This window comes from Rhodococcoides trifolii, from assembly GCF_014635345.1.
Lineage (GTDB): Bacteria > Actinomycetota > Actinomycetes > Mycobacteriales > Mycobacteriaceae > Rhodococcoides > Rhodococcoides trifolii.
Genome location: NZ_BMCU01000001.1, coordinates 597729 through 622930, shown reverse-complemented (window position 1 = coordinate 622930; position 25202 = coordinate 597729). Strand labels below are relative to the sequence as shown.

Genomic DNA, 25202 nt, shown 5'->3' with positions numbered 1-25202 from the left:
ATGAACCTAGAGCGCCGACCCTGCAGGGGTCGACGGCTCGGTGATCGGAGCCTCGTCCTCGAACCACTCGTCGACGCGGTCCCAGTAGAAGGACACGTAGTCGGACAGGTCCAGCGCGTCGTCGTAGTGGTTGGGGTAGCTCCACAGCGCGTCATCCGAACGCTGTTGTCCCACAACGAGACTCCAGTAACGTGCAGTGCCTTTGCGTGGGCAGACCGTCGACGTGTCCGTCTCTTCGAGGTACTCGCTGCGCACGTCGGCGAGCGGGATGTAATACGTGGGCCGGTGGCCCTTCTCGAGAAGATGGATCGCTCCGGTGGTGTCGACGACGTCCTGCCCGGCGAACGTGACGCGCAGGCGCTTGTTCAGAGGTTGGACGGCGATGACGCCGTTGGGTGCCACGGTGCGTTCCGACGAGCTTCGATCCGACACGCTTCTATCCGACATGGCTGAGCCTTTCCTACCGGCGGCCCCGACGAGATTTCGGGGCCGGTTTCTTCTTGGGCTTGGTCTCCTTGGACACCGGGGGAGCCTTGCGCGCCTTCGGTGCGGCTTGGGTTGCGGTGCGCGGCGAGCGGGAACTGCGCGGCGACCGTCCCCTGACTACTCCTAGGAACTCCTCGATGACCTCGGTTGTTCCGTCGTGACGCCAGGCCAGGGCGATCTGCGTCGGCGGGGCGTCGGTGACGGTGCGGAAGACCAGGTCGCGACGACTGTGGAGGCGGGCCAACGAGTGCGGCAGGATCACCGGGCCGACTCCGGCGGCGACCATCTCGAGCATCGTCGGGACGGCTTCGGTCGTGTCCTGGATCTGTTCGCCGGCGAGATCGTCGAGCGTGACGTCGGCGAAGAGGGAGACCGGATGATCCTTCGGCACCACGACCACCGGCAGCTCGGTATAGAGCGACACGACACTGAGGCCCTCGCGATCGACGGGCGTCCGGACGAAACACACGTCGACGCGGGCCTCGCGGAGCGCGGCTTCCTGCTCGTCGGCCTCGACGACCAGTGCGTCCAGGGCGATGTCGGGGAATCGGTCCGCCCAGATGCGGGTCCACTTCGTCACCGTCACCCCGGGTACGAATCCGACGCGCAGAGTGGGTACTTCGGGAGCGGCGGCCGCCGCCTCGGCGCGGCGCAGGTCGTCGTCCGCCACGGCGAGTCTGGCGCGCTGCAACAGTTCGCGTCCGGCGTCGGTGAGCTCGGTCGGGCCGTCGCCGGGGACGAAGAGCGGCTCACCGGCGTCGTTCGACAGTTCGATGACCGCGGCGCTGAGGCGTTGACGAGCAACGTTCAGAGATTTGGCCGCCCGCGAGAAGCTGAGTTCCTCGGCGACTGCGACGAACCAGCGCATGCGTTCCGCGTCTGTGGGGGGCTCGGCGGTCACGCGCTCAGCGTAGGTCACGGGGACGGCACGTTAGGGTGAGCGCGTGAGTCCGGACAAGAAATCGCAGACGATGAAGCCTCTGACCGCGGCGAACAAGCTCGGGATCTATCTTCCCGCGACGCCCGAGGAGTTCCAGAATTCACCGATCACGCGCGCCGAGGTCGACGCGCTGCGCGAGACTCCCCCGTCGTGGCTCGAGGAACTGCGCCGTACCGGACCGTTTCCTCGCGATGTGGTCGCACAGAAGCTGGGCGTGTCCAACGCCGGACTCGCGCGAGGCGGCGTCTCCGACGCGATGACCGAGGACCAGATCGCAGAACTCGACGCCGATCCGCCGGAATGGCTGGTGCGCGAGCGCGCCAGCTACATCGAGGTTCAGAAGGACAATGCCCGCATCAAGGCGGATCGCGAAGCCAAGCGGGCGGCGTCGAACCGTCCGGCGAAGAACCGCTAGCGGCCACCGGCCAGGGCCAGCTCGCCGCGCCGGGCAGCGCGGTCGTCCGCACTGCCGAGAAGAATCGAGGCGAGGGCGGCGGGGTCGCGGCGCCACAGGCAGGTCATCGCGTCCAACTCCGTGGATGTGAACAGGCCCGTGTGGTGCAGGTCGGCGATCCAATCGGTGATGTCGCCTTGCGCGATGTCGATCAGCGCGTCGTAATCGACGCCGTCCGTGGCGAATTCGTCGCTGAAGATCGCGCGTACGAGCGCGAGCTGACCTGTATTGACACCGAACATCTTCGCTCCCCGACAGGAGGTACACAGGTCACCGTGACCGTGTCGACAAAGCTACGCCACTGACGGGTATTTACGCAGGTAGAAGCGATATTCTGTGAACCTCCACAGTTTCAGGCATTCGTTTTCGGGGTGGAGCGGTCGATGATCGCTGCGGTGTCGACGCCCGTGGGCAACGTTCCGAACACACTTCCCCAGTCGCCGCCGAGCCGGCTCGCGCAGAACGCATCGGCCACCGCCGGGTGTCCGGTGCGCACCAGCAACGCGCCCTGCAGCGCCAACGCCATCTCGCCGACGAGTCGGCGGGCTCGGTGTTCGACGGTCGAGAAGTCCGTGAATCCGTCCTTCAGGGACGCCACCGCAGCATCGAGTCGGTGGTCGTGACCTGCGGCGGAGTCGAGTTCGTCGAAGAAGACCTGCAACGACTCGGGCGCCTTCGCCATGGCGCGCAGCGTGTCCAGTGCCGCCACGTTGCCCGACCCCTCCCAGACCGACATCAGCGGTGCCTCTCTGTAGAGGCGCGGCATTCGCGAGTCCTCGACATACCCGTTCCCGCCGAGGCATTCGAGAGCTTCCGCGGCATGCATGGGCGCCCGCTTGCATACGAAGTACTTGCTCACCGCGAGCGATACCCGGCGCAGACTCTGCGCGTGCTCGTCACCGTTCGACGCGCGATCGGTGAGGGACGCCAGCCAGAGCGCCGCGGTGGTGGATGCCTCCGCTTCGACGGCGAGGTCCGCAAGGACGTTGCGCATCAACGGCTGGTTCACGAGGTGCTTGCCGAACGCGCTGCGATGCACGGCGTGGTGGATCGCGTTGGCGGTGCCGACGCGCATGCCGGACGCGGAGGCGATGGTGCAATCGAGCCGCGTCATGTTCACCATCTCGATGATGGTGCGGACGCCGCGCCCCTCCTCGCCGACCAACCAGGCGACGGCGTCGTCGTACTCGACCTCGCTGCTCGCGTTGGAGTGGTTTCCCAGCTTGTTCTTCAGGCGCTGCAAGAACATCGAGTTGCGGGAACCGTCGGGAAGCACGCGCGGAAGGAAGAAGCACGACAATCCCCCGGGCGCCTGCGCGAGCACCAGGAACACGTCCGACATCGGCGCGGACGTGAACCACTTGTGTCCGGTCACGCGGTAGCTGCCGTCCGATTGCGGAACGGCCCGTGTCGTTCCGGCCCGAACGTCTGACCCGCCCTGCTTCTCCGTCATCGACATCCCGGCGATCAGTCCGAGTTTGGTCTCCGGAACGGCCAGTTGCGGGTCGTAGACGCGGGAGGTGAGCGCCGGCTCGTACGCGGCAGCAAGTTTCGGGTTGTGGCGCAGCGCCGGCACCACCGCGTACGTCATCGAGATGGGGCACCCGTGGCCGGCGTCGGTCTGACCCCACACCGCCATCTTCGCTGCGCGCAGGAGATGCGCGTGCGGGTTCGGATCGATCCACGGTGCGCCGTGCAGGCCCAATTCGACTGCGGTACTCATCAATCGGTGATACGCGGGGTCGTACTCCACCTCGTCGACCCGGTTGCCGTATCTGTCATGGGTGTGCAACTCCGGCGGATGCGCCTCGGCCAGATCGCCCCACTTCTGTGCTTCGGCTCCGCCCGCGAGCGCGCCGACGCGGTGCAGCTCGTCGAGACCGTCCTGCGCACCGTCGCGGGCCAGGGCCTCGAGGACGGGCGGGTAGTCCGCGGCGTCGTAATCGACAAGCGGCGGAACCTGATTGGTGACTTCGTGCGTGGCGGTCATGACATCTCCTGCTTGATACCGATGGCTCTTCGAACGAACGTGGCAAGCGAGTCGGTCACCGCATCGCTCGACACGTGATGCGCCAACGGCATCACCAACGCCTCGGCGATCGCTCCGACGATGCATGCCGCTGTGACGGCGCTGTCCTGCTTCGGGATCGACCCCGCGTCGATGGCAACGTCTATCGACTCCGCGAGCGAATCACGGAAGGCGCGGCGGAACGCGAGACGTTCGGCCTCGACCAGCGGGTCCACGGGTTCGACCAGCAACGCATACGCCATGGTGGGCGCGCGGAGGGCCCGGTGTGCGAACACCAACATGGAGGCGACGACGGATTCGGCCGACTCATCGGTGTGTGCAGCGCGCACCGCGTCGACCTCGCGCGTACACGCGATCCGAAAGACCTCGGCGAACAGCTCGCCCTTGCTCGCGAAATGTCGGTAGACCGTCCCGGTTCCCATGTCCGCACGGGCGGCCACCGCGGAGATCGAACAGCCTGCGTACCCGTGTTCGGACACCAAAGATGCTGCGGCATCGACTATTCGAGCGCGCGAGGCCGCCAGCCGATCCTGCACTGCGGGAGTTCTGCGGTACGCCACACCAAAGAGTGAACGCGTATTCCGTTCTTGAGTCAAGAGCGGGGTATGGTCTGCCAGGTGAGATTCTCGACGACCGTGGAACTCGGCGGAAAGAACGCGACAGGATTACCCGTGCCCGAGAGTGTCGTGACATCGCTGTCCGGCAAGAAGCGATTCCCGGTGTCCGTCACCGTCGCAGGGCATACCTACGCGAGCACACTGGTGTTCTACAAGGGGCAGTTCATCGTCCCGCTGAGCGCCGAGCATCGGAGCGCAGCCGGTGTCGAAGCGGGACAAGCGGTCGAGGTCGACATCGTCCTGGACGACGCGGTGCGCACTGTAGCGGTTCCGGACGATCTCGCAACGGCGTTAGCGGACAACGGAATCAGACCCGCCTTCGACTCGCTGTCGTACTCGAACCAGCGCGCGCACGTGCTGTCCGTCGACGGGGCCAAGACCGAAGCCACCAGGACTCGCCGAATCGAGAAGGTCGTCGAGACGATGAAAGCAGGATCGTGACCACCATCGGCCTCGTCTTCGCCGCGCTCGCGGCGCTCGTCCACGTCTACATCTTCGTGCTGGAAGCGTTCCTCATCACCAAGCCTGCCGGGATGAAAACCTTCGGCGTCAAAGCCGAGGACGCGCAGACCGTCAAGCAGTGGGCGTTCAACCAGGGCTTCTACAACCTGTTTCTCGCGATCGGCACGGCAGCGGGGGTGGTCGTTCACGCGTCGGGCAGTCATACCGTGGGTTCGACGCTGATCTACTTCGGCACCGGCTCGATGCTCGCCGCGGGAACGTTGCTCGCGGTCACCGATCGCCGACTGATCCGTGGGGCGTCGGTGCAAGCGGTCCCGGCCCTCCTCGCGATCCTGTTCTTGCTCGGCGGAGGGTCCTGAACCCCGTCCGCACAGGACGGGATCAGGAAGCGGACACCAGCACCCGCACGGCCAACGGCGTGCCTTCGACAACTTTGGCGACGCCGGCACGCACCTCCGAAAGGCGCTCGAAGACGACCGGGACGTCCGCGTTCGCGTTGATGGTGACCAGCAGAGTGACCACGCGAAGGCCCTTCTCGGTGGCCGTCCGCGAGCGAGCGCTCTTGACTCCGTCGATCTCGGACGCTTCGTCGGCCGCTCGCGCCGCCACCGCGTCGACGTCGAACAACAGCGAACCGGGCTTGCCGTCGGGAAGGGCGAGCGAGACCACGGGTGCGCGGCGGGCCGGAAACTGCTTGACCAGGAGGGCCAGCCCGAGCAGCACCACGACGACGCCTCCCGCGCCGAGCGCCCACGGCCACCAGCCCTGCTCGGTGAGGTCGGTGTAGCCGCTCAGATTCAGCGAGTCGAGGGTGAAGGGCAGCCGGTCCAGCTGCCACGCCGCTGCCCCGACGCCCAGCGCGATCAGCACGAGGCCGATCAGCAAGGTCAGGAATCGGTCGAGAACGATCGCACCGCGCTTCACTTGGCTGCCTTCCGCTTGGCCGACGGGTTCTTGACGGAGACGTTCACCGACGGCGATCCCTCGAGAACGCCGACGCGACGGGTCGCGGCCTCTTCGACCGACGACCGCAGGGTGTCACCACCGATTCCGACGACGCGGACCTTGGCGCTCCGCTTCTTCACCTTCACCCGTGCCGTCTCGACACCGGGCACCTCCGTGACGGCAGTCCTGACGACCTTGCGAACGTCGTCCTTCAGGACCCAGGTGTCCGGCGATGCAGCCGGGCGGTACCGCTTGGCGCGGGGCTTGAGTGCCGCGATCACGATCAGGAGACCGACGACCGCCACGGCGATACCGGCCGCGAGCATCCACGTCGCGACGGTGGTCCCGTCGACGTGGTCGGCGACCCAGCCGGACCACGCCTGGCCGGTGATCGCGTTCGCGTAGACCAAGGCGTCTCGCACCGCGACGACGCCGAGCGCGACGAGTACGAGAGAGAGAACGAACGCGACGGGCGCAGCGGCCGGGCGGGCACGAGGGAGAAGTGCCGCCTTCAGTTCGTCTGCTGCCGTTGATGTCTCGGGGAGTTCGGACGCGCCGGCTTCCTGAACACTCGTGACGCGAACGTCGATCGATTCCGTTTCCACACCTGCGTCGGCGAGATGTCGGGTGATGTTCTCGTGCGCATCGGCGGCGACCTCGGCGGCCGACCGCGGCCAGCGGATACCGATCTCGGCCTGTGCCCGGACGTGAGAATCGTTGTTGGACACGCGCACTCGTGACACGTTTCGACGCGCCAGGCCCGAACTGCCCGTCGCCACACCATCCGTGGTGCGCATCGCCTGCGTGGCGATGCGTTCGACGACGCGATCCTTGACGGTCAACCGACCTCGTTCACCGGGCTCGGCGAGCGTTTCGGAGGGCTCCGCCTCCGGCCCAGCGGCGGGCGCATCAGCCACGGCCGCGGCCTCTCAGCAGAGAGTCGAGGTCGAGCTCGCCGTCGCGGTACGCACCCAGGGCGAACCCGGCGGCGCCGAGGATCAGCGCGATGAGGAATCCGGTGAAGCCCCCTGCCGCGGCGGCAACGGCGATCAGCAGGCCTGCCAACAGGCCGACGGTGGATGAACTCATGATGCTCCGATCGATGGTGGTTGACGCGTGAAGTTACAGATCGAAATACTTGCGGCGAGAAGGCATGCGGCGAGCTGCTTTTCGAAATCCGGCCCATGCTTGCCGACGGGCCGAAAGCCGAGCAACCCGCACCACGGTCGGTGCGGGTTCTCGTCGTGCATATCGGTTGTCGATGGCGTCCAAGGCACGCTGTAGCGAAACTTGGTCGCCGCCGACGTCCGGGTGGTGCGCCCGGATGGCCGCGCGTCGAGCGGCTCTGTACTCGCCGCTCGTGTCGTCCATGGTCATGCTGCGGTCATCCGGACGTTGGCGGTCATCTCGGCACGACATCCTCGACCACGACGTCGACCTGTCCGTCGACGATCGAGGAGACCGCTCGACGAACTCGGTCGGCGACGGTGCGGATGTCGCTGCCGAAGTCGAGTGTCACGTGCACCTCGGTGACGTTCGCCCGCGTCGTGATTCCTGCGACTCTCCTACCGGGGAGGTAGGTCCCGACTTCACCGAACATTCCTCCGTGCAAGCCCGCGACACCATCGACGGCCGTGACGGCTTCGGCGATGGTGTCGACGGGATCGACGGGCTCGGTCACTGCACTCGCGAGGTGACTTCTTCGGTGCTGCGATCGTCGGACTCTTCCTCGAAGAGGTAGACGTCGTGCACCGTGATGTTCACCTCGGTCACTTCGAGGCCGGTCATGCGCTCCACGGCGGCGATGACGTTACGGCGAATGCCGGACGCCAGATCCGCGATCGAGACGCCGTAGTCGGCGACGATGTCGATGTCCACTGCTGCCTGACGCTCGCCGACCTCGACGGAGACGCCCTGCGAGTGGTTGACGCGTGCGCCCGGAATGCGTTCGCGCAGTGCGCCGATCGCGCGGGTTGCGCCGCCGCCGACGTCGTGGACGCCCTGAACCTCGCGGGTCGCGATCCCGGCGATCTTGGAGACGACCACATCGGCGATCGTCGTGCGACCGTCCGATGCGACGAGCTTTCCAACCAGATCCTTGGATGCGCCCGTGGACGTGTCACCCTTGTCAGCGACACTTGATGCTGTGGTCATCGAAGTCGATCCTTCCGTTCGTGTGGTTGTTCGCTCATTGAGTCGCGGCGGAGTCCTGAAAGCGCACGTTACCGTGACGTGGCTCACACCGTGAACCCTGCGATCGCGGCGAACAGGACCGACGACGATCTCGTTCGGTCCGCGACACTCGGCGATCGGGGTGCGTTCGACGACATCGTGCGCAAGCACGGCCCGGCGATGTACCGCTACGCGCTGAACATGTTGTCGGACCCCGGCGCGGCAGAGGAAGCGGTGCAGGACGCGTTCGTCGCCGCCTGGAAAGGCTTGGACGACTTCAGGTCCGACGCCAAGCTACGCACGTGGCTGTTCGGCATCACCGCCCACAAATCGATCGACGCGCGTCGGCGCCGAATTCCGAAACCCACCGAGGACTGGATCTTCGAGACGGTGGTCGCCGACGCGTCCTCCGGCCCCGAGGCGCAGCTGTCGGGTTCGGAATTTTTGTCGGCCCTGCGCGAGGCTCTCGCCACCCTGCCGGAGCGCCAACGCGCCTGCTGGTTGCTTCGCGAGGTCGAGGGACTGTCGCAGGTGGAGATCGGTCAGATCCTGAAGATGTCGCCCGGCGCCGTCCGCGGCCAACTGAACAGAGCGCGCACCGCGCTGAGAGAGAGGATGGCGACATGGCAGTGAATCAGTCGCAGCAGTTGGACGAGGTCCTCGACCGCGCCGCACGTGAACTTCGCGACGAGGAGCAGCCGAGCTGGCTCGAACTGAGCAGCCGCATTCTGACCAGCGTCCGCGACACCACGCGCCGGTCCTGGCCCCTCGATGCTCAGTTCCCGACAGCCGAGAACGGCGACACCCTGCGCGTCAGCGACATCGTCGTTCGTCTCGAAGTCGTCCGCGGCGTCGACATTCCCGGTTGCTCCGTCACGTCCGTCGACCTTCGCATCGACGGCCACGCGTGCACCGGGGTGTCGATCGGACTGACGGCCGAGTACGGCGTCGACATCCAGGAATTGGCGCGCACGGTTGCCCGTCTCGCGGCCGACTCCGTCAACACCGCCCTGGGAACGACGCTGACCGCGGGCGACGTCGACGTGAACGTCCTCGACGTCTCCCTTCCGGGCGAGTAACACCTTCCCGACGAAAAGCACCTGTACCCTCCGTTCACACTTACCTTTCGGAGGTCACTCTTGTCCAAGTCCCTCTCGGCAACCATCGACGTCGACGCCTCCCCCGCCGCGGTGTGGACCGTCGTGTCCGATCTGAAGCGCATGAGCGAGTGGAGCCCGCAGTGCCGGGTGATGAAGGTGCTCGGCGGTGACGTGAAGGTCGGCGCCCGCACGATCAACCTCAACCAGCGTGGGCCACTGTTCTGGCCCACGTCGAGCAAGATCCTGCGGTTCGAGGAGAACACGGCGCTGGCGTTTCGAGTGGTCGAGAACCACACCGTCTGGTCGTACACGCTCGAAGAGATTCCGACCGGAACGCGGGTGACCGAGCGCCGCGAAGCCCCCGGCGGAACGAGCGGACTCTCGAACTTCCTCGTCGCCCGCGTGCTCGGCGGCATCGACGAGTTCGACGACGAACTCGTCGCCGGAATGAACGCGACGCTCCGCAAGATCAAGAATGCGGCAGAACGGACTCGTACCGTGGAGGCATGACCCGCATACACCCGACAGGCCGACGCCTGTTCCTTGCCGTGACCGCCGGTGCCCTCGCCCTCACGACCGCGTGCTCGTCCGGGGGGAGCAGCGCCGATGCGGGTCCGGTCTCGAGCACCGCCGCCCCTTCCACCTCGTCCGAGTCCGCCGCTGCCGACTCACCAGCGACCCAACCTGCGGCCGGACCACCGCCGGACGTCGACGTGACCGTCCTTGCGTCCGGTCTCGATCACCCGTGGGACGTCGTGCGGGCACCCGACGGCACCATCCTCACGGGCGAGCGGTCGGGCAGGTTCGTCGCGATCGGGGCCGACGGTCAGCAGCGGACGGTGGCCGCCGACATGACGGACTTCTTCGCGGGCAGCGAAACGGGTCTGATGGGAATCGCCCTCGCCACCGACTTCGCGTCGACTCGCACGCTCTACACCTGCCAGGGGTTCGAAGACTCGTCCACGACGGACATCCGCGTCCAGTCGTGGACGGCGGCACCCGACTGGTCCTCGCTCACGCCCGTGCGCACGGTCGTCGACGGATTTCCGGTGACGTCCGGCCGCCACGGCGGCTGTCGCATTCTTCCCCGTGACGACGGAACACTCCTGATCGGAACGGGAGACTCCGCGCAGGCGTCCGTCCCACAGGATCGGAACTCGTTGGGGGGCAAAGTGCTTCGGGTCGATGCGGTGACCGGACAGCCGCCCGCCGACAACCCCGATCCGACCAGCCCCATCTTCACGCTCGGCCACCGCAACGTTCAGGGACTCGCGGCCCGGCCCGGAAGCGACCAGGTCTTCTCCGTCGAGCAGGGAACGTCGCGTGACGACGAGGTCAACCTCCTAGAGTCCGGCGCCAACTACGGATACCGGCCGGACCGCAACGGCAACGGGTACGACGAATCCGTCGCGATGACCGACCCCGAGCGCGTCCCGGGAGCTCTCGCGGCAACGTGGAGTTCCGGTCCAGCCACCGTCGCCACAGCAAGTGGATCCTTCCTCACCGGCGCGGCCTGGGGTTCGTGGAACGGAGCTCTCGCCGTCGGCGTCCAGAAGGACATGGAGGTGCTGCTTCTGCAGATCTCCGACGACGGGAAGACGGTGACGAACGAGGCGAAGATAGACGCGCTCAGCGGAACTCACGGTCGAATCCGAACCGTGTCGGCGCAGCCCGACGGTTCTCTGCTTGTGACGACCGACAACGGAGACAACGAAGACGAAGTTCTTGTTGTGACTCCGAAGTGACATCTATTTGTGACCGTTTTTCGGTTGAAACGGCAAACGCCGGGGTAAAACTCACTGCGCGGCTCGAAACACGAGCCTGCAACGAGTCGGAAGCAGGGTTCACATGTTGGGTCTAGGAATCATCGGCTGGATCATCATCGGCGGATTGGCTGGCTGGATCGGCAGCAAGATCATGAAGACCGATGCTCAGCAGGGCATCATCTTGAACATCGTGGTGGGAATCGTGGGCGGACTACTCGGCGGATTCCTCCTGCGCGTGCTCGGTGTCGACGTCCAGGGCGGCGGGCTGATCTTCAGCTTCATCACCTGCCTCGTCGGTGCGATCATCCTGCTGTTCATCGTCAAGGCAGTGACGGGTCGCAGTCGGGTCTGATCCCACTCACCATCCGGAACACGGGGCCTCTCACGTAAAGTGACGGAGGCCCCGTTTTCTGTGTCCGGGGCACGCAGTCGAGAGTAAGAGGAGATCGTGGCGCGCCGACCCGAACCGAATGGCACGCCTCCGAGCACCGGCATCGGTCACGTCGTGGACCTCGTCCGAAGCTCGGTTCCACCGCTGCATCCCGAGGGAATCCGCTTCGTCGCGCCGCCGCTGGTGCTGGCCGCGCTCGGTCGTAAGCACCCGCTCGTTCGCCGCACCGGACTGGTGACGGCCGCCGCGATCGGCACCTTCTTCCGCCACCCACCGCGGGTCCCACCGAACCGCGCCGGAGTGGTCGTCGCTCCCGCGGACGGCACCGTGGCACTCGTCGACACCGCCGTCCCGCCCGCGGAGCTCGACCTGGGCGCCGAGCCCGTGCCGCGGGTGAGTATCTTCCTGTCCATCCTCGACGTGCACGTTCAGCGCAGCCCCGTCACCGCCGCCGTGCAGTCCGTCGTACACCGGTCCGGGCAGTTCCTGTCCGCCGACCTGGCCGACGCCAGCGAGGTCAACGAGCGCAACAGCATGCACCTTCGCACCCCGGACGGCCACGACATCGCGGTCGTGCAGATCGCCGGCCTGATCGCCCGCCGCATCGTCTGCCACGCGAAGGCCGGCGACACTCTGCCCATCGGAGACACCTACGGCTTGATTCGCTTCGGATCACGCGTCGACACCTACTTCCCGCCGAGCACAACACTTCTCGTGACCGTCGGTCAACGGGCGGTGGGCGCCGAAACGGTCTTGGCCGAGCTTCCGAGAAAGCATTCGGTGTGAGCAAACCCGCCGTCACTGCATCCGAACGAAATCGGCCAGAGCGCAGCCGACCGGTCCGGCTGCTCCCGAGCGCTGTCACCATCATGGCCCTCTGCGCCGGTCTGTCGGCGGTCAAGTTCGCGCTCGACGGGAACCCCGGGCTGTCGTTGGCGATGGTCGGCGCTGCCGCGGTCCTCGACTCGCTCGACGGTCGCATCGCCCGCCTGCTCGACGCGACGAGCAAGATGGGAGCCGAGCTGGATTCTCTCGCCGACGCCATCTCCTTCGGTGTCGCGCCCGCCCTCGTGCTCTACGTGACCCTCCTCGAAGGCAGCAGCGGCGGGTGGGTCATCGCGCTCGTCTACGCGGTCAGCATCGTGTTGCGGCTGGCACGTTTCAACACCCTGCTCGACGACGACAGCCGGCCACCCTTCGCCGGTGAATACTTCACCGGCGTACCGGCTCCGGCGGGCGCACTGGTGGCGCTCTTCCCGTTGGCGGCCGATCAACAGTGGGGCGACGGGTGGTGGGACTCGTTCTACGTCGTCGCCGTGTGGATGGTTCTGACTGCCGGCCTGATCGTCAGCCGCATTCCGACGCTCGCGCTCAAGACGGTGTCCGTGCCGCCTCGGCTCGCAGCCGGCCTCCTGGTGCTCGTGGCACTCGGCGCCGCCCTGCTCATCACCTACCCGTTCGTCCTGGTGATGATCCTCATCGTCGTGTACCTGATCCACATTCCGTTCGCGGTGCGGTCCCAGCGTTGGGTCGCTGCGCGGCCGGAGGCATGGGAATCCAAGCCCGCCGAGCGCCGAGCGGTCCGCCGCGCCACCCGGCGGCGTCAGCCCGCGGGACGACGAGCGTCGTCGGCGCGTCTCGGTCTCCGCCGCCCGCGCTAGAGCTTCAGGAACGCATCCACCAGCTGCCCACATGCGATCCGTGACTGCGCTTCCCGTGCAGCGACGTCGGCGGTGAGGGCCGGCACGTCGACCTCCGCCTCGACCTGCTCCCGCTCTCCGCGTCGTTCCCATCCCTGCGCCCACGATTCGAACACGTCCGCGTCGATCTCCGGATGGAACTGGATGCCGAGGTGCCGCCCGTGGACGAAGGCCTGCTCTGCCGCTGCCGTCCGGGCGATGGACGTCGCACCGGGAGGGATGGTGAACGTGTCGTAGTGAAACTGCATCCACGGGCCGGGTGCGATGAGCGCGGGGTCGTCGGACTCTACGGTGACGAACCCGATCTCCTCCTGGTCCGCTCGGCGCACACTTCCGCCGAGCGCACGCGCGAGCAGCTGACCACCGAAACACACGCCGAGGGTCGGAATCTCATGCGCAACAGCCTGTTCGACGAACTCGATCTCGGCGGCGAGCCACGGCAGCGTGTCGTCGTACGCCGCGTCCGGTGACCCCATGAGCACCACGACGTCCACGCCGTCCAGCGAGGGCGTGGACCCGTCGGATTCGAAGGTCACCGCCTCGACCTCGTATCCACGCTCGCGCAGGGCAGGGGCGATCGAGCCGATGTTCCGGACTCCGAGACCGTGGTCGCGTTCGTGGAAGACGACGAGTGCGTGGGGCATGTCCGCACTTTATCGCGGCTAGTCTGGGGTGGGTGACAACCAATCACGACCGACCGGGGTCCGACCTGCGAGCACAACTGGCGCTGACCATTCGCCTCACCACATCCGCCGCCGACGCCCGCCGAGGTGTCGTGCGGATCCACGCCGAGGTGCTCGCTGCCCTCGGCCTCCGCGAATGGGACGCTGTCGCGCTCGTCGGCGCACGCCGCACCGCCGCCGTCGTCGCGCTCGCTCCCGACGGAACACCCACCGGTACAGCGTTGCTCGACGACGTGACCCTCTCCAACGTGGGGCTGAAAGAGAACGCGTCGGTGGTGGTGTCGCCGGTGACCGTCTACGGGGCCAAGACCGTGACGGTGTCCGGATCGACATTGGCCAGCTCGTCGATCACCCCCTCGACTCTGCGAGAAGCGCTGTTGGGCAAAGTGTTGACGGTCGGCGACACGGTATCGCTTCTGCCTCGCGACCTCGGACCGGGGACCAGTACCAGCGCCACGAGCCAAAGCCTGTCGCGCGCCTTCGGAGTCACCTGGACCACCGAGTTGCTCACCGTCACCGCGGTGACGCCATCGGGCGGCCCGGTGAGTGTGCAACCCAATTCGGGGGTCGGATGGGTCGGCTCGGTCGTGGGCCTTCAAGGCTTCGCTGCGATGGACCAAGGCTTTGCTGCGATGGACATAGCCGACCGTCCTGCTGAAGCCGGGTCGGCTGCACCGACGGTGTCCGCGGCGCCGCGTATCCCAGTCGACGACCTCATCGGCTCGCGGGCGCAGGCGTCCAAGCTGCACGAGTGGCTCGACCTCGCCCTCGACCAGCCGGAATTGTTGCGAACCCTGGGTGCCACACCGAGACTGGGCGTCCTGATCACCGGACCCGGCGGAGTGGGCAAGGCCACGATGGCACGCGCCGTGAGTGCCGAACGGGTGGTGATCGAACTCGACGGTCCGACGGTGGGGTCGCTCGCCGCCGAAGGTCGACAGTCCGCGGTGGCCGCCGCCGTCGACCGTGTCCGCAGCGGTGGTGTCCTACTGATCACCGACGTCGACGCCCTGCTGCCATCGACACCGGAACCCGTTGCGGCGCTGATACTCGAGCATTTGCGTGAGATCGTGAACGTTGCCGGAACGGCGCTGATCTGTACGACGGCGCACCCGGATTCGACCGACGCGCGGCTGCGCTCGCCGGATATCTGCGACCGTGAGCTGTCACTTCCGTTGCCCGACGGCACTATCCGGGCCGCCCTGCTCGACGTGCTGCTCCGGAAGGTTCCGAAGTCCGACCTCGTGTTGGCCGACATCGCTTCGCGAACACCGGGTTTCGTGGTTGCCGACCTCGCAGCGCTGTGCCGGGAGGCGGCATTGCGGGCAGCGTCGCGGGCGAGCAGGGACAAGGCCGAACCCGAACTCACCCAGGACGATCTGGTCGGAGCGCTGGACGTCGTTCGACCGCTGTCCCGTTCGGGCACAGAGGAACTCGCGGTGGGCAGTCTGACTCTCGACGACGTCGGCGACATGGTCGAGACCAAGCAGGCTCTCACCGAAGCGGTGCTGTGGCCACTGCGACACCCGGACTCGTTCGCACGACTCGGTGTCGACCCCCCGCGCGGCGTACTGCTCTACGGACCTCCGGGTTGCGGCAAGACGTTCGTCGTCCGCGCCCTCGCCAGCTCGGGTCAACTCAGCGTGCATGCCGTCAAAGGTGCCGAGCTGATGGACAAGTGGGTCGGTGCGTCCGAGAAAGCGGTGCGCGAACTGTTCGAACGCGCGCGCAACTCGGCGCCGTCACTGATCTTCCTCGACGAAGTGGACGCGCTGGCGCCGCGTCGCGGACAGAGCTCGGATTCGGGGGTGTCCGATCGGGTGGTCGCCGCGCTGCTGACCGAACTCGACGGGGTGGAACCACTGCGCAACGTGGTGGTGCTCGGCGCAACCAACCGCCCCGAGCTCATCGACCCGGCGCTATTGCGGCCCGGCCGACTGGAGAAGCTGGTGTTCGTCCCGCCGCCGGATGCTCAGGCGCGCAGGGCAATTCTCGCTACCTCGTCGAAATCCATCCCGCTCGCGCCGGAGGTCGACCTGGACGCCCTCGCGGACGAACTCGACGGATATTCGGCGGCCGACTGTTCCGCGGTGCTCCGCGAAGCCGCTCTGGCCGCAATGCGGCGCAGCGTCGACGCGGCGACCGTATCGGCCGCCGACGTCGACGCTGCGAGGCTCGCTGTACGCCCGTCCCTCGACCCGGTTCAGGTGGAGGCGTTGCGGATGTACGCGGAGAACCGGTGAGTGTGAGTTACTTCCAGCGACCCAGAACGTCGTTCGCGTACTCGCCGAGCACCATCTGCCACGTCGGGCCGAAGCTGACGCGTGCCACACCGAGCGGTCCGAACGAAGCCTTCTCGCTGTTCTTCGCGTGACCGATGGCGTTGACCGGCTTGGGAAGTTCCGACGTCAGACGCTTCTGATCGGCGTCGCTGTGGAAACCGACGGGGTAGAGCACATCGGCTCCGGCCGTGGCGGCCAGCTTCAGCCGGTCGATGGCACGGTCGACGCGGTCGTTCTCGTCACCGATCTGCTTCACGAAGAGGTCGGTGCGGGCATTGATCACCACGTGGACGTCGGTGGCGTCCGAAGCCGCACGCAATGCGCCGACGAAGTCGGCATGTTCCTGAGCTTCGCGCAGACGTCCACCCTCGCCGTGAACGGTGTCCTCGATGTTGAGGCCGACTGCACCGGCCTCGATCAGACCGTCGATCAGCCGCTTCGGATCCTCGCCGTATCCGGACTCGATGTCGACGGAGATCGGGACGTCGACCGCGCTGGTGATCTGGACGATGCGGGCGAGAAGCTCGTCGAAGGTGATGCCTTCGTTGTCGGGCTTGCCGATCGAGTCCGACACCGGGTGGCTGCCCACGGTCAGAGCCGTGAATCCGGCGGACACGGCCAGGTTGGCGGACCATGCGTCCCACACGGTGGGGAGGATGACCGGGTTGCCCGGCTGGTGGAGTTCGAGCAGCGTCGTTGCTTTCGAGCTGAGAGTCGTCATGTCCCGATGCAACCACGCCCAGTAGGAGAACAATTCCCCATTCACGGAATCGACCGATAGATTCCACTGTGATGTCACGTTTCCAGCACGTCCGCCCGGCACTGCTCGTCGTCACGGCTGTCCTCACGGGCGTACTGGGCGGTTTCGTCTTCGCCAGTCCGCGCAGCGACGGCTGGGTGTTCAACGCCTCCCTCGACGACACCGCCGGATGGTTGACGGCGCAGGCAACCGCCACGAGTGTCGGAGCATTCGTCGTCGTCCTCAGCTACGCGCTCTGGTCCTGGTTCTCTTCGACCAGCCCGCGTCCGCTCTGGGTCGTCATCACGATCACCGCGATCCTCGTCACCTTCGTCAAGGTCACCGTCCCGGACGCTGCGAGCGTCGACGTCCTCACGTTCCTGCACATCCTGAAGTGCTGTGCTGCAGGCGTTCTCGTCGGCACTGCGGCCTACGCGGTACGGCGGTCCAGACCGGGATGGGTTGCTCTCGCCGGCGGCGTGAGCGGAGGTTACCTGCTGTCCGCGACGCAGGGCGTCGTCGACGGGTTGTCCAACCAGTACGCTCCGTCGTTCCCCTACAGCTCCAGCGTCTTCGGTGAAGCGGCGTGGTGGCTGCTGGTCGCCGTGGTCGTGACCGCAGTCGCGTGCACCGTGGAGCCGCCGCAATCGCAGGACGCCCCTCCCGGCCCGGACCGATCGGTCGCCCTCCGCATGGTGATGTACGCAGCGATCGTCGCCGTGGTGGGCCGCGTCGTTGCAGCCGTGATCGTCCGCCGCATTCCGGACGGTGGCTACGGGCTGTGGGTGGTCGCAGCCGTGTGTGTCGCGGCCTTCGTGGTGACGGTCGACGTGGTGAGTAAGCGGTGGGATCATCACGACGCCCGGTTGCCCCTCGCTGCCGTCGCCGTGACCGCGTCGTCCGTGTCGGTGTGGTCGTCTTTGCGTGCTGCGCAACAGCTTCCGCAGTTCATCCCGTTCTTCGGCGGCATCGGGGCTCTGGTGCTGGCCGCGGCTCTCGCGTGGCGGGTACGCCGGCGAACGATGCCGTGGCTGGGTCTGGGTCTGCTCGCCGCGTCCCCACTCGTCTCCGCTCTCGTTCGATCCGAGGTCGAGTCCGTCGCCGCAGTGGTCCTCACCGGGTTCGGCGCGACGCTGCTCATCGGCTCGTTGACCATCCCTGCGGACGCCGGCAACGGTGACGACTCGGTGCGAGCCCTCGCCGTCGCGATACCGGGAATGGCGGGGGTGTTCGCAACGGCGGCGATGCTGCCGAGCAACACGGAGTTGGTGGGTGCGTCGTTGGCAGAACTGTTCGACGACAGCACGTCGATACTCGGCTACACCCGAGACACCTTCAGTACAGCGGACAGGTTCGGCGAGTGGCTGATGTTCGCCGTCGTCGCGTACTGCGCTCTGCGAATCGCCATGTCGCGCCCGAAGCCTGCACCGATGCCAGAAGCGCTGTGACGGTAGATCGTCTCGACCGTCAGGCCTTCGACGCCAAGTACGCCTTTCCTCGCGGACTGATCCGATACCCGACCTCCAACGATTCCGTCAGCCCCAACTCCTTGAGCTGACGCACCCGACGCTTGAAGGGCGCACGCTCCCACCCGAACTGATCGGCGATGATCGTCGACAGCACCGCCGGCTGAGCGTCGATGGCGTAGAGGATGTCCATGGCCCACGGCTTGTGACTCAAGGCCTCGTCCAGACCGCCGACGTCCGTCGATTCGCGCAGCGCGATGCGGTGATCCTCGCCCGCGAAGACCAGGCCGATGCGATAGGTGTCGCCGCCCTTCTTCGCGAGGAATTCTTTCAAGTCGGTCAGTGAAGCAAAGCCGGCCGCCAGTGCATCGGCTCGCGATACTCGTCCGACCTTGTCGACAGAGGTCACCTCGACGACTCCGCGGCGCGTGCGCAGCTGGGTGCCGACGAGTACGCGGGGCCGGTCCCACGCGCGGAACGTGAAGGTGATGAGGCCGGCGATGATCCCGTCGAGCGTGGCGTTGTCGAAGCGCATGTCAGGAAATGATGCCGTCTCGCTGCAACCGGCGGAAGACCGACATCGACCCCGGCGCGACGTCGGACCGCGCCTGCAGCAGTCGCCCTTCGTTCACATACGCGAGTGCCGCCGTACGAATAATCACGCTCATCGCGGAACACGGTAGCGCGGCACAGTAGTATGAGGAGGTCTTCGATTCAAGACACCCCGCCGCCCACAATTCACGACGGAGTGCCTGTTGCTTGTAATTCTCATTGCCCACCTCGTTGCGGCGCTGTTGGCCCCTGCGCTGATCCACCGATTCGGCCGTAACTCGTTCTTCGTGCTCGCCGCGGTTCCCCTGGCGAGTCTGGTCTGGGTCTTCGCGAACTGGAACACCGAACAGCGCCTGCAGATCGAGTGGGCCCCCGGCCTGTCGATGAACTTCGACATGCGGTTCGACTCGTTGTCGGCGGTCATGTCGACCCTTGTCCTCGGCGTGGGCGCGCTGATCCTGGTCTACTGCACCCGTTATTTCGAGAACGACGAACCCCGGCTCGGCATCTTCGCCGCCGAGATGGTCGCGTTCTCCGGTGCCATGTTCGGCCTGGTGACCAGCGACAACATGCTGATCCTCTACATCTTCTGGGAACTGACGACGGTGCTGTCGTTCCTGCTCGTCGGCCACTACGCGGAGCGCGCGTCGAGCCGTCGGGCCGCGACGCAGGCGTTGCTCGTCACCACCGCCGGCGGTCTCGCGATGCTCGTCGGCATGATCGTGCTGGGTCAGGTCGGCGGCAGTTACAACCTCTCCGACCTAGTGGCGAACCCGCCGGACGGGTGGCTCGCCGGCGTCGCAATAGTCCTGATTCTGATCGGTGCGCTCAGCAAGTCCGCCATCGTGCCGATGCACTTCTGGCTGCCGGGCGCCATGGCTGCGCCGACTCCGGTCAGCGGATACCTGCACGCCGCGGCCATGGTGAAAGCCGGCATCTACCTCGTCGCCCGGCTGGCACCGGGGTTCGCCGATTCGGCCCCGTGGCGGGTGACCGTCCTGACGCTCGGGTTGGGGTCGATGCTCCTCGGCGGGTGGCGTGCACTCCGCGTCCACGACCTGAAACTGGTCCTCGCGTTCGGCACGGTGAGTCAGCTCGGATTCCTGATCGCGCTGGTCGGACTCGGGTCGCAGACTGCGATGCTCGCCGGCCTCACGATGGTCATCGCTCACGGCTTCTTCAAGGCCACCCTGTTCATGGTCGTCGGCGTCATCGATCACTCGACCGGGACGCGGGACATCCGCAAGCTCGCCCACCTCGGGAAGAAGGCGCCACTACTCGGGGCCATCGCAGCCCTGGCGGCAGCGAGCATGGCGGGCCTGCCGCCGTTCATCGGCTTCGTCGGCAAGGAAACTGCGTTCGAATCCGTCCTGCACACCGATGTCCTGAACCCGACGGTGGCCCTCGTGGTGCTGGCCGCGATGGTGGTCGGCTCGATCCTCACGCTCGCCTACAGCGTTCGTTTCGTGTGGGGTGCGTTCGGGCGCAAGCAGCTCCGTGCACCGAGTCCGGCCGTGGCGAAGATGCACGCTCCCGGTCCGCTGTTCCTGTTCCCGCCGCTGTTCCTCGCCGTCCTCGGCGCGGTCGCCGGGCTGGGCGCGCACTGGGTCGACCCGATCCTCTCGCCGTACACCAAGACGCTGCCGCTGGGGAACGAGGAGGAGTACCACCTCGCCCTGTGGCACGGATTCAACGTCCCGCTCGCGCTGACGGTGGTGGTGATCGTCGGCGGTCTCGCCGTCTACCTCGCCCACCGCAGAGTGGCGCGCTTGCGTTTCGCCAAGCCCCCGTTGGGCAACGCCGACCGCATCTACGACGGTGTCCTGCGGTCGATGGACATGATCTCGCTTCGTCTGACCGGCACCACGCAGCGCGGTTCGTTGCCTCTCACCCAGGCCACCATCCTGGTCACCACCGTCCTGTTCCCGGTGATCGTGCTGGCCACCTTCACCCGCACCGGCATCGAACTTCGCCTGTGGGACACGCCGATCCAGCTCGTCGTCGGTGCGGTGATGATCGCCGCCGCGCTCGGCACCACCGTCATGCGCAACCGTCTCGCGGCCGTCGTTCTCATGGGCATCACCGGCTACGGCTGCGGCGTCATCTTCGCTTTGCACGGTGCGCCGGACCTCGCGCTCACCCAGTTCCTCGTCGAGACCCTGACCCTCGTGGTCTTCGTCCTCGTCCTGCGCAAGCTCCCCGCCGAGGTCGACGAACGAAAGTCGATCGGGCACAAGGGCCCTCGCATCCTGCTCGCGCTCGCCGTCGGTACCACCGTCGCCGTGCTGGGTGGGTACGCCATGAATGCCCGCAACTCGCGGCCCATCGCCGAGCTGCTTCCCGATCTCGCCTACTACTTCGGTGACGGCCGGAACACGGTCAACGTTCTCCTGGTCGACATTCGCGCCTGGGACACCCTCGGCGAGATCTCGGTGCTGCTCGTCGCAGCCACCGGCGTCGCTTCGCTGGTGTTCCGTAACCGGCGGTTCGGCAGCGCTCCCAAGGTGTCCGACGCACCGGGCGCCATGGACTCCGAGCAGGCGGCCGACGAGATCACCTGGCTCAGCGGAAGCGAACTGCTCGACCCGCGCCAACGCATCCTCGTCCTCGAGGTCACCACTCGGCTGATCTTCCCCACGATGATGGTGCTGTCCGTCTACTTCTTCTTCAGCGGCCACAATGCGCCGGGCGGCGGTTTCGCCGGCGGCCTCACCGCCGGGCTCGCCCTCGTGCTCCGCTACCTGGCCGGGGGTCGATACGAGATCGGCGAGACCGTCCCGATCGACGCCGGCAAGATCCTCGGACTCGGGTTGTTCTTCGCCGGCGGTACCGCGTTGGCGTCGTTGTTCCTCGGCGCGCCGGTCCTGTCGTCGGCAACCTTCGAGGTGACGCTTCCGGTTCTCGGTGACATCAAGCTCGTGACCGCGTTGTTCTTCGACGTCGGCGTCTACCTCATCGTGATCGGACTGGTTCTGGACGTGCTGCGAAGTCTCGGTGCCCGACTCGACGCACAGGTGGAGGTGAAGCAGCAGTGACCGCCAACCTCGCTCTCCTCGTCGTCGTCGGTGCTCTCGTCTCGGTCGGGGTGTACCTCCTCATCGAACGCAGCATCACCCGAATGTTGTTGGGCTTGATGCTCGTCGGCAACGGAATCAATCTGCTGCTGCTCACCGCCGGTGGAACCGCGGGATCTCCGCCCATCTTCGGACGCACGTCCGACACCGCGCAGAGCGACGCGGATCCCCTGGCCCAGGCCATGATCCTGACCGCAATCGTGATCACGATGGGTATCGCGGCCTTCGTGCTGGCGCTCGCCTACCGCTCGTACACGATCAATGTCGCGGACACCCTCGAGGACGACCCCGAGGACAAGAAGATCTCACAGCGACGCACTCCTGCCGACGCACCCGATCACGACCGGTCGGACGACCCGGTCACGGGCGAACCCAGCTTCGGCGGCGACGCGTTCGACAAGGACGGGAACCCCATTCCACTCGAAAAACTGGAGAACATCGAGGACCTGGAGTGCTACGTCGACCTGCACGACGGGGATTTCGACGACGACGACTTCGACGACGATGACAGCACGTCGGGCGCCGAGTCGAGGTCCGAGTCATGACCCTGTCCTCCTCGTTGACCGGCGTCCTGACGCCGCTTCCCGTCCTGCTTCCGCTGCTCGCCGCGGCAGCGTGCCTCGTCGTCGGCCGGCGTCCCCGCGCCCAACGACTCCTCGCGCTCTCGGCTCTGATCGCCGTCGTCGCCATCTCGGGGATACTGCTCTTCCTGGCGGACCGCGACGGGACCACGGCCGTGCAGGTCGGTGGTTGGGAATCACCCGTCGGCATCACCCTCGTGGTCGATCGCCTGTCCGCCTTGATGCTCGTGGTGTCGACGATCGTGCTGCTGGCGGTCATGGTGTACGCGGTCGGTCAGGGCATTCGAGACGGCAGCGACGACCAGCCCGTGTCGATCTTCCTGCCGACCTACCTCGCCCTGACGGCCGGTATCTGCAACGCATTCCTGGCCGGTGACCTCTTCAACCTGTACGTCGGATTCGAAGTGCTGCTGGCCGCGTCGTTCGTGTTGTTGACCCTCGGCGCCAGCGCCGATCGAGTGCGCGCGGGTGTGTCCTACGTGATGGTGTCGATGGTGTCGTCGCTCATCTTCCTGGCGGGCATCGGCTTCGCGTACGCAGCGACGGGCACGCTCAACCTCGCGCAGATGGCGCTGCGTATGGACACCGTCCCCGAGGGCACCCGGCTGGCCATCTTCGCGGTCCTGTTGGTGGCGTTCGGCATCAAGGCTGCGGTGTTCCCGCTGTCGGCCTGGCTCCCCGACTCGTACCCGACGGCTCCGGCCCCGGTCACCGCGGTGTTCGCGGGCCTGCTGACCAAGGTGGGCGTTTACGCCGTCATTCGGGCGCATACCCTGCTGTTCCCCGGTGGCCAGCTCGACAACGTGCTGTTGATCTGTGGTCTGCTGACGATGATCGTGGGCATCTTCGGTGCCATCGCGCAGAGCGACATCAAACGCCTGCTGTCGTTCACGCTCGTCAGTCACATCGGGTACATGATCTTCGGCGTCGCGTTGTCGACCAAGTCCGGCCTGTCCGGTTCGGTGTACTACGTTGCGCACCACATCATCGTGCAGACGACGCTCTTCCTCGTCGTCGGACTGATCGAGCGTCAGGCGGGCTCGTCCTCGCTGCGGCGACTCGGCGGGCTCGCTGCGGCGAGTCCGCTGCTGGGTGTGATCTTCCTGATCCCCGCCCTCAATCTCGGTGGTATTCCGCCGTTCTCGGGGTTCATCGGCAAGGTTGCTCTTCTGCAGGCCGGCGCTGCGCAGGGCAGCGCTCTCGCGTGGATTCTGGTCGGTGGCGGCACGTTGACGTCGCTGCTCACTCTGTACGTGGTGGCCCGCGTCTGGACCAAGGCGTTCTGGCGCCCCCGCGCCGACGCGCCCGACGGTGACCTGTCCGACGCCACTCCCTCTGCGCTGCTGGACGATTCGTCCGACATCGACTTCGCGACGCGAGAGAGCGTGGGCCGCATGCCCGTGGCGATGCTGGTGCCGACGATCGCGCTGGTGGGCGTCGGCCTCGCGCTGACGGTCTTCGCGGGGCGGTTCATCGGGATCAGCGACCGCGCGGCGGAGGACCTGCAGGATCGATTGGTGTACATCACCGCGGTGCTCGGCACCACCGACGACCCAGTGGAGGCGGGACGATGACGTTGCTGAACCGAACTCGCGTACTGCGGCTCTTCGTCCTGTTGTGGCTGACCTTCGTGTGGGTGCTGTTGTGGGGCAACGTCAGTGCCGCGAACATCCTCGGCGGACTCGCCGTCGGCGCCGTGGTCATGGTGGCGCTGCCGCTCCCGCGTGTCGACGTCGAAGGGCGTGTCCACCTGCGCGCCGTGGTCAAGCTAATCGCCGTCGTCCTGTACTACTCGGTGATCTCCAGCGCCCAGGTCGCCTGGGCCGCACTACGTCCCGGCCCGCCGCCGATCACGGGCGTGCTCAGACACCGGGTGTCCATCCAGTCCGATCTGGTGCTCACGCTGCTGATCGACGCACTGAATCTGGTGCCCGGAACCATGGTGCTCGAGATCGACAAGCGCCGCCGCCTGCTCTACGTCCATGTTCTCGACGTGGGCACCGAGAAGTCGGTCGAGCAGTTCCGGCGCATCATCGGCAAGTACGAGCAGTACTTCATCGAGTCGTTCGAACGGCCGTCGGACTGGAAGCCGGCACCCTGGCACCGCGACGAGTACGAGGGGAGTTCGCCCGAATGACAACGGTTCTCGTCATTGCCGGTGTGCTGTTGCTGGTTGCGGCAGTGATCACCTCCTACCGCCTGCTGGCCGGACCCAACACCCTCGACCGCCTGGTCGCGGTCGACACTCTGATCGCACTCGCCGCCTGCGGCATCGCGACCTGGGCGGTCTACAGCCGTGACACGACGCTGGTCCCGGCCATCGTGGCACTGTCTCTGGTCGGCTTCGTCGGCTCGGTCAGCGTCGCCCGATTCCGCGTCGCCGATATCGAACTCGGCGACGGTGTCGCCAAGGAGGACCGATGAACCTGGTACTCGACATCGTCTCGGGGTTCTTCATCCTCGTCGGGGCGATCCTGGCCTTCACCGCCGCGATCGGCGTCGTCCGTTTCCCCGACACACTCTCGCGGATGCACGCGGCCAGCAAACCTCAAGTGGTGGGCCTGTTGTCGGTTCTGATCGGAGCCATCATCAGCCTGCGGGGAAACGTCGACATCTGGATGCTGGTGCTCGTCGGCATGTTCACGGTGTTGACGGCACCGGTCATCGCTCACGCGGTCGGCCGGGTTGCCTACCGCGAGCAGCGAGGTCGCGACGGATTGTTCGCGATCAACGAGATGGAGAAGGACGAGAAAAAGTAAGGCA

Annotated in this window: 33 protein-coding genes; 18 read left to right on the top strand and 15 right to left on the bottom strand. The window is 66.5% G+C overall.

Annotated features, from left to right (window positions below; genetic code table 11):
• Positions 1–6 precede the first annotated feature (6 nt).
• Positions 7–447 (bottom strand): DUF427 domain-containing protein, encoded by a 441-nt coding sequence (locus tag IEW02_RS02965; RefSeq protein ID WP_188543186.1) that lies wholly within the window; start codon positions 445–447, stop codon positions 7–9.
• A gap of 13 nt (positions 448–460) precedes the next feature.
• The gene (locus IEW02_RS02960; RefSeq protein ID WP_229745751.1) at positions 461–1387 is read right to left on the bottom strand and encodes a LysR family transcriptional regulator; all 927 of its coding nucleotides are present in this window, start codon (positions 1385–1387) and stop codon (positions 461–463) included.
• Between the two features lie 43 nt (positions 1388–1430).
• Here IEW02_RS02960 and IEW02_RS02955 point away from each other — a divergent pair, with 43 nt between their 5' ends.
• Positions 1431–1841, top strand: a complete 411-nt coding sequence (locus IEW02_RS02955) for a DUF5997 family protein (RefSeq protein ID WP_188543185.1) — start codon at positions 1431–1433, stop codon at positions 1839–1841.
• Here the strand turns inward: IEW02_RS02955 and IEW02_RS02950 are convergent.
• From IEW02_RS02950 to IEW02_RS02940, 3 genes are all read right to left on the bottom strand, one after another.
• Positions 1838–2122 (bottom strand): hypothetical protein, encoded by a 285-nt coding sequence (locus tag IEW02_RS02950; protein WP_188543184.1) that lies wholly within the window; start codon positions 2120–2122, stop codon positions 1838–1840. The genes IEW02_RS02955 and IEW02_RS02950 overlap by 4 nt on opposite strands.
• 110 nt (positions 2123–2232) lie before the next feature.
• On the bottom strand, positions 2233–3870 hold the full coding sequence (locus tag IEW02_RS02945; protein WP_188543183.1) for an acyl-CoA dehydrogenase family protein: 1638 nt from the start codon (positions 3868–3870) through the stop codon (positions 2233–2235).
• Positions 3867–4469: a TetR family transcriptional regulator gene (locus IEW02_RS02940; protein ID WP_188543182.1), complete on the bottom strand. Its 603-nt coding sequence runs from the start codon at positions 4467–4469 to the stop codon at positions 3867–3869. The genes IEW02_RS02945 and IEW02_RS02940 overlap by 4 nt, the downstream gene beginning before the upstream one ends.
• A gap of 57 nt (positions 4470–4526) precedes the next feature.
• Between IEW02_RS02940 and IEW02_RS02935 the strand changes: the two genes are divergently transcribed.
• On the top strand, positions 4527–4967 hold the full coding sequence (locus IEW02_RS02935; protein ID WP_188543181.1) for a YdeI/OmpD-associated family protein: 441 nt from the start codon (positions 4527–4529) through the stop codon (positions 4965–4967).
• A complete protein-coding gene (locus IEW02_RS02930; protein WP_188543180.1) occupies positions 4964–5347 on the top strand; it encodes a DUF1304 domain-containing protein in 384 nt (127 codons plus the stop codon). Before IEW02_RS02935 ends, IEW02_RS02930 begins: the two co-directional genes overlap by 4 nt.
• A gap of 22 nt (positions 5348–5369) precedes the next feature.
• On the opposite strand, the gene IEW02_RS02925 is transcribed toward IEW02_RS02930, so the two are convergent.
• From IEW02_RS02925 to IEW02_RS02900, 6 genes are read right to left on the bottom strand one after another with little or no spacing between them, the layout of a single operon-like run.
• The gene (locus IEW02_RS02925; protein ID WP_188543179.1) at positions 5370–5912 is read right to left on the bottom strand and encodes a hypothetical protein; all 543 of its coding nucleotides are present in this window, start codon (positions 5910–5912) and stop codon (positions 5370–5372) included.
• On the bottom strand, positions 5909–6850 hold the full coding sequence (locus tag IEW02_RS02920; RefSeq protein ID WP_188543178.1) for a DUF6286 domain-containing Asp23/Gls24 family envelope stress response protein: 942 nt from the start codon (positions 6848–6850) through the stop codon (positions 5909–5911). The genes IEW02_RS02925 and IEW02_RS02920 overlap by 4 nt, the downstream gene beginning before the upstream one ends.
• Positions 6843–7022 (bottom strand): hypothetical protein, encoded by a 180-nt coding sequence (locus tag IEW02_RS02915; RefSeq protein WP_188543177.1) that lies wholly within the window; start codon positions 7020–7022, stop codon positions 6843–6845. The genes IEW02_RS02920 and IEW02_RS02915 overlap by 8 nt, the downstream gene beginning before the upstream one ends.
• 33 nt (positions 7023–7055) lie before the next feature.
• Positions 7056–7310, bottom strand: coding sequence for a hypothetical protein (locus IEW02_RS02910; protein ID WP_188543176.1), 255 nt, complete (start codon positions 7308–7310; stop codon positions 7056–7058).
• A gap of 25 nt (positions 7311–7335) precedes the next feature.
• Positions 7336–7614, bottom strand: a complete 279-nt coding sequence (locus IEW02_RS02905; RefSeq protein ID WP_188543175.1) for an Asp23/Gls24 family envelope stress response protein — start codon at positions 7612–7614, stop codon at positions 7336–7338.
• Positions 7611–8087 carry an Asp23/Gls24 family envelope stress response protein gene (locus IEW02_RS02900; protein ID WP_188543174.1) on the bottom strand — a complete coding sequence of 159 codons (477 nt, stop codon included), beginning with the start codon at positions 8085–8087 and terminating at the stop codon, positions 7611–7613. Before IEW02_RS02900 ends, IEW02_RS02905 begins: the two co-directional genes overlap by 4 nt.
• Before the next feature lie 78 nt (positions 8088–8165).
• Here IEW02_RS02900 and IEW02_RS02895 point away from each other — a divergent pair, with 78 nt between their 5' ends.
• From IEW02_RS02895 to IEW02_RS02865, 7 genes are all read left to right on the top strand, one after another.
• On the top strand, positions 8166–8738 hold the full coding sequence (locus IEW02_RS02895; RefSeq protein WP_229745750.1) for an RNA polymerase sigma factor: 573 nt from the start codon (positions 8166–8168) through the stop codon (positions 8736–8738).
• A complete protein-coding gene (locus tag IEW02_RS02890; RefSeq protein ID WP_188543173.1) occupies positions 8729–9184 on the top strand; it encodes an Asp23/Gls24 family envelope stress response protein in 456 nt (151 codons plus the stop codon). The genes IEW02_RS02895 and IEW02_RS02890 overlap by 10 nt, the downstream gene beginning before the upstream one ends.
• 60 nt (positions 9185–9244) lie before the next feature.
• Entirely contained in the window at positions 9245–9715 is a 471-nt protein-coding gene (locus IEW02_RS02885) for an SRPBCC family protein (RefSeq protein WP_188543172.1), read from the top strand.
• Positions 9712–10950 carry a PQQ-dependent sugar dehydrogenase gene (locus IEW02_RS02880; protein WP_188543171.1) on the top strand — a complete coding sequence of 413 codons (1239 nt, stop codon included), beginning with the start codon at positions 9712–9714 and terminating at the stop codon, positions 10948–10950. Before IEW02_RS02885 ends, IEW02_RS02880 begins: the two co-directional genes overlap by 4 nt.
• 103 nt (positions 10951–11053) lie before the next feature.
• A complete protein-coding gene (locus tag IEW02_RS02875; protein ID WP_188543170.1) occupies positions 11054–11323 on the top strand; it encodes a GlsB/YeaQ/YmgE family stress response membrane protein in 270 nt (89 codons plus the stop codon).
• Positions 11324–11419: 96 nt separating this feature from the next.
• Positions 11420–12148: a phosphatidylserine decarboxylase gene (locus tag IEW02_RS02870; RefSeq protein ID WP_188543169.1), complete on the top strand. Its 729-nt coding sequence runs from the start codon at positions 11420–11422 to the stop codon at positions 12146–12148.
• A complete protein-coding gene (locus IEW02_RS02865) occupies positions 12145–13023 on the top strand; it encodes a CDP-alcohol phosphatidyltransferase family protein (RefSeq protein ID WP_229745749.1) in 879 nt (292 codons plus the stop codon). The genes IEW02_RS02870 and IEW02_RS02865 overlap by 4 nt, the downstream gene beginning before the upstream one ends.
• On the opposite strand, the gene IEW02_RS02860 is transcribed toward IEW02_RS02865, so the two are convergent.
• Complete coding sequence (locus IEW02_RS02860; protein WP_188543168.1) at positions 13020–13706, bottom strand: type 1 glutamine amidotransferase; 687 nt, start codon at positions 13704–13706, stop codon at positions 13020–13022. The two genes, IEW02_RS02865 and IEW02_RS02860, sit on opposite strands and share 4 nt — an antisense overlap.
• Before the next feature lie 32 nt (positions 13707–13738).
• Between IEW02_RS02860 and IEW02_RS02855 the strand changes: the two genes are divergently transcribed.
• Positions 13739–15988: an AAA family ATPase gene (locus tag IEW02_RS02855; protein ID WP_229745748.1), complete on the top strand. Its 2250-nt coding sequence runs from the start codon at positions 13739–13741 to the stop codon at positions 15986–15988.
• Between the two features lie 7 nt (positions 15989–15995).
• Here IEW02_RS02855 and IEW02_RS02850 read toward each other — a convergent pair whose 3' ends face one another.
• Entirely contained in the window at positions 15996–16748 is a 753-nt protein-coding gene (locus IEW02_RS02850) for an isocitrate lyase/PEP mutase family protein (protein WP_188543167.1), read from the bottom strand.
• Between the two features lie 71 nt (positions 16749–16819).
• On the opposite strand from IEW02_RS02850, the gene IEW02_RS02845 reads away from it, so the two are divergent.
• Positions 16820–18214, top strand: a complete 1395-nt coding sequence (locus IEW02_RS02845; protein ID WP_188543166.1) for a hypothetical protein — start codon at positions 16820–16822, stop codon at positions 18212–18214.
• Positions 18215–18233: 19 nt separating this feature from the next.
• Here IEW02_RS02845 and IEW02_RS02840 read toward each other — a convergent pair whose 3' ends face one another.
• Together IEW02_RS02840 and IEW02_RS25320 are read right to left on the bottom strand one after the other, a co-directional pair.
• Positions 18234–18767: an ASCH domain-containing protein gene (locus IEW02_RS02840; protein WP_188543165.1), complete on the bottom strand. Its 534-nt coding sequence runs from the start codon at positions 18765–18767 to the stop codon at positions 18234–18236.
• Between the two features lies 1 nt (position 18768).
• Positions 18769–18900, bottom strand: a complete 132-nt coding sequence (locus IEW02_RS25320) for a hypothetical protein (protein ID WP_268236690.1) — start codon at positions 18898–18900, stop codon at positions 18769–18771.
• Positions 18901–18987: 87 nt separating this feature from the next.
• On the opposite strand from IEW02_RS25320, the gene IEW02_RS02835 reads away from it, so the two are divergent.
• From IEW02_RS02835 to mnhG, 6 genes are read left to right on the top strand one after another with little or no spacing between them, the layout of a single operon-like run.
• The gene (locus tag IEW02_RS02835) at positions 18988–21819 is read left to right on the top strand and encodes a Na+/H+ antiporter subunit A (RefSeq protein WP_188543164.1); all 2832 of its coding nucleotides are present in this window, start codon (positions 18988–18990) and stop codon (positions 21817–21819) included.
• Complete coding sequence (locus IEW02_RS02830; protein WP_188543163.1) at positions 21816–22403, top strand: Na(+)/H(+) antiporter subunit C; 588 nt, start codon at positions 21816–21818, stop codon at positions 22401–22403. Before IEW02_RS02835 ends, IEW02_RS02830 begins: the two co-directional genes overlap by 4 nt.
• Positions 22400–24013 (top strand): Na+/H+ antiporter subunit D, encoded by a 1614-nt coding sequence (locus IEW02_RS02825; RefSeq protein ID WP_188543162.1) that lies wholly within the window; start codon positions 22400–22402, stop codon positions 24011–24013. Before IEW02_RS02830 ends, IEW02_RS02825 begins: the two co-directional genes overlap by 4 nt.
• A 5-nt stretch (positions 24014–24018) precedes the next feature.
• Positions 24019–24576 carry a Na+/H+ antiporter subunit E gene (locus IEW02_RS02820; protein WP_188543970.1) on the top strand — a complete coding sequence of 186 codons (558 nt, stop codon included), beginning with the start codon at positions 24019–24021 and terminating at the stop codon, positions 24574–24576.
• A complete protein-coding gene (locus IEW02_RS02815; RefSeq protein WP_188543161.1) occupies positions 24573–24863 on the top strand; it encodes a monovalent cation/H+ antiporter complex subunit F in 291 nt (96 codons plus the stop codon). The genes IEW02_RS02820 and IEW02_RS02815 overlap by 4 nt, the downstream gene beginning before the upstream one ends.
• Entirely contained in the window at positions 24860–25198 is a 339-nt protein-coding gene (mnhG, locus tag IEW02_RS02810) for a monovalent cation/H(+) antiporter subunit G (protein WP_188543160.1), read from the top strand. The genes IEW02_RS02815 and mnhG overlap by 4 nt, the downstream gene beginning before the upstream one ends.
• Positions 25199–25202 lie beyond the last annotated feature (4 nt).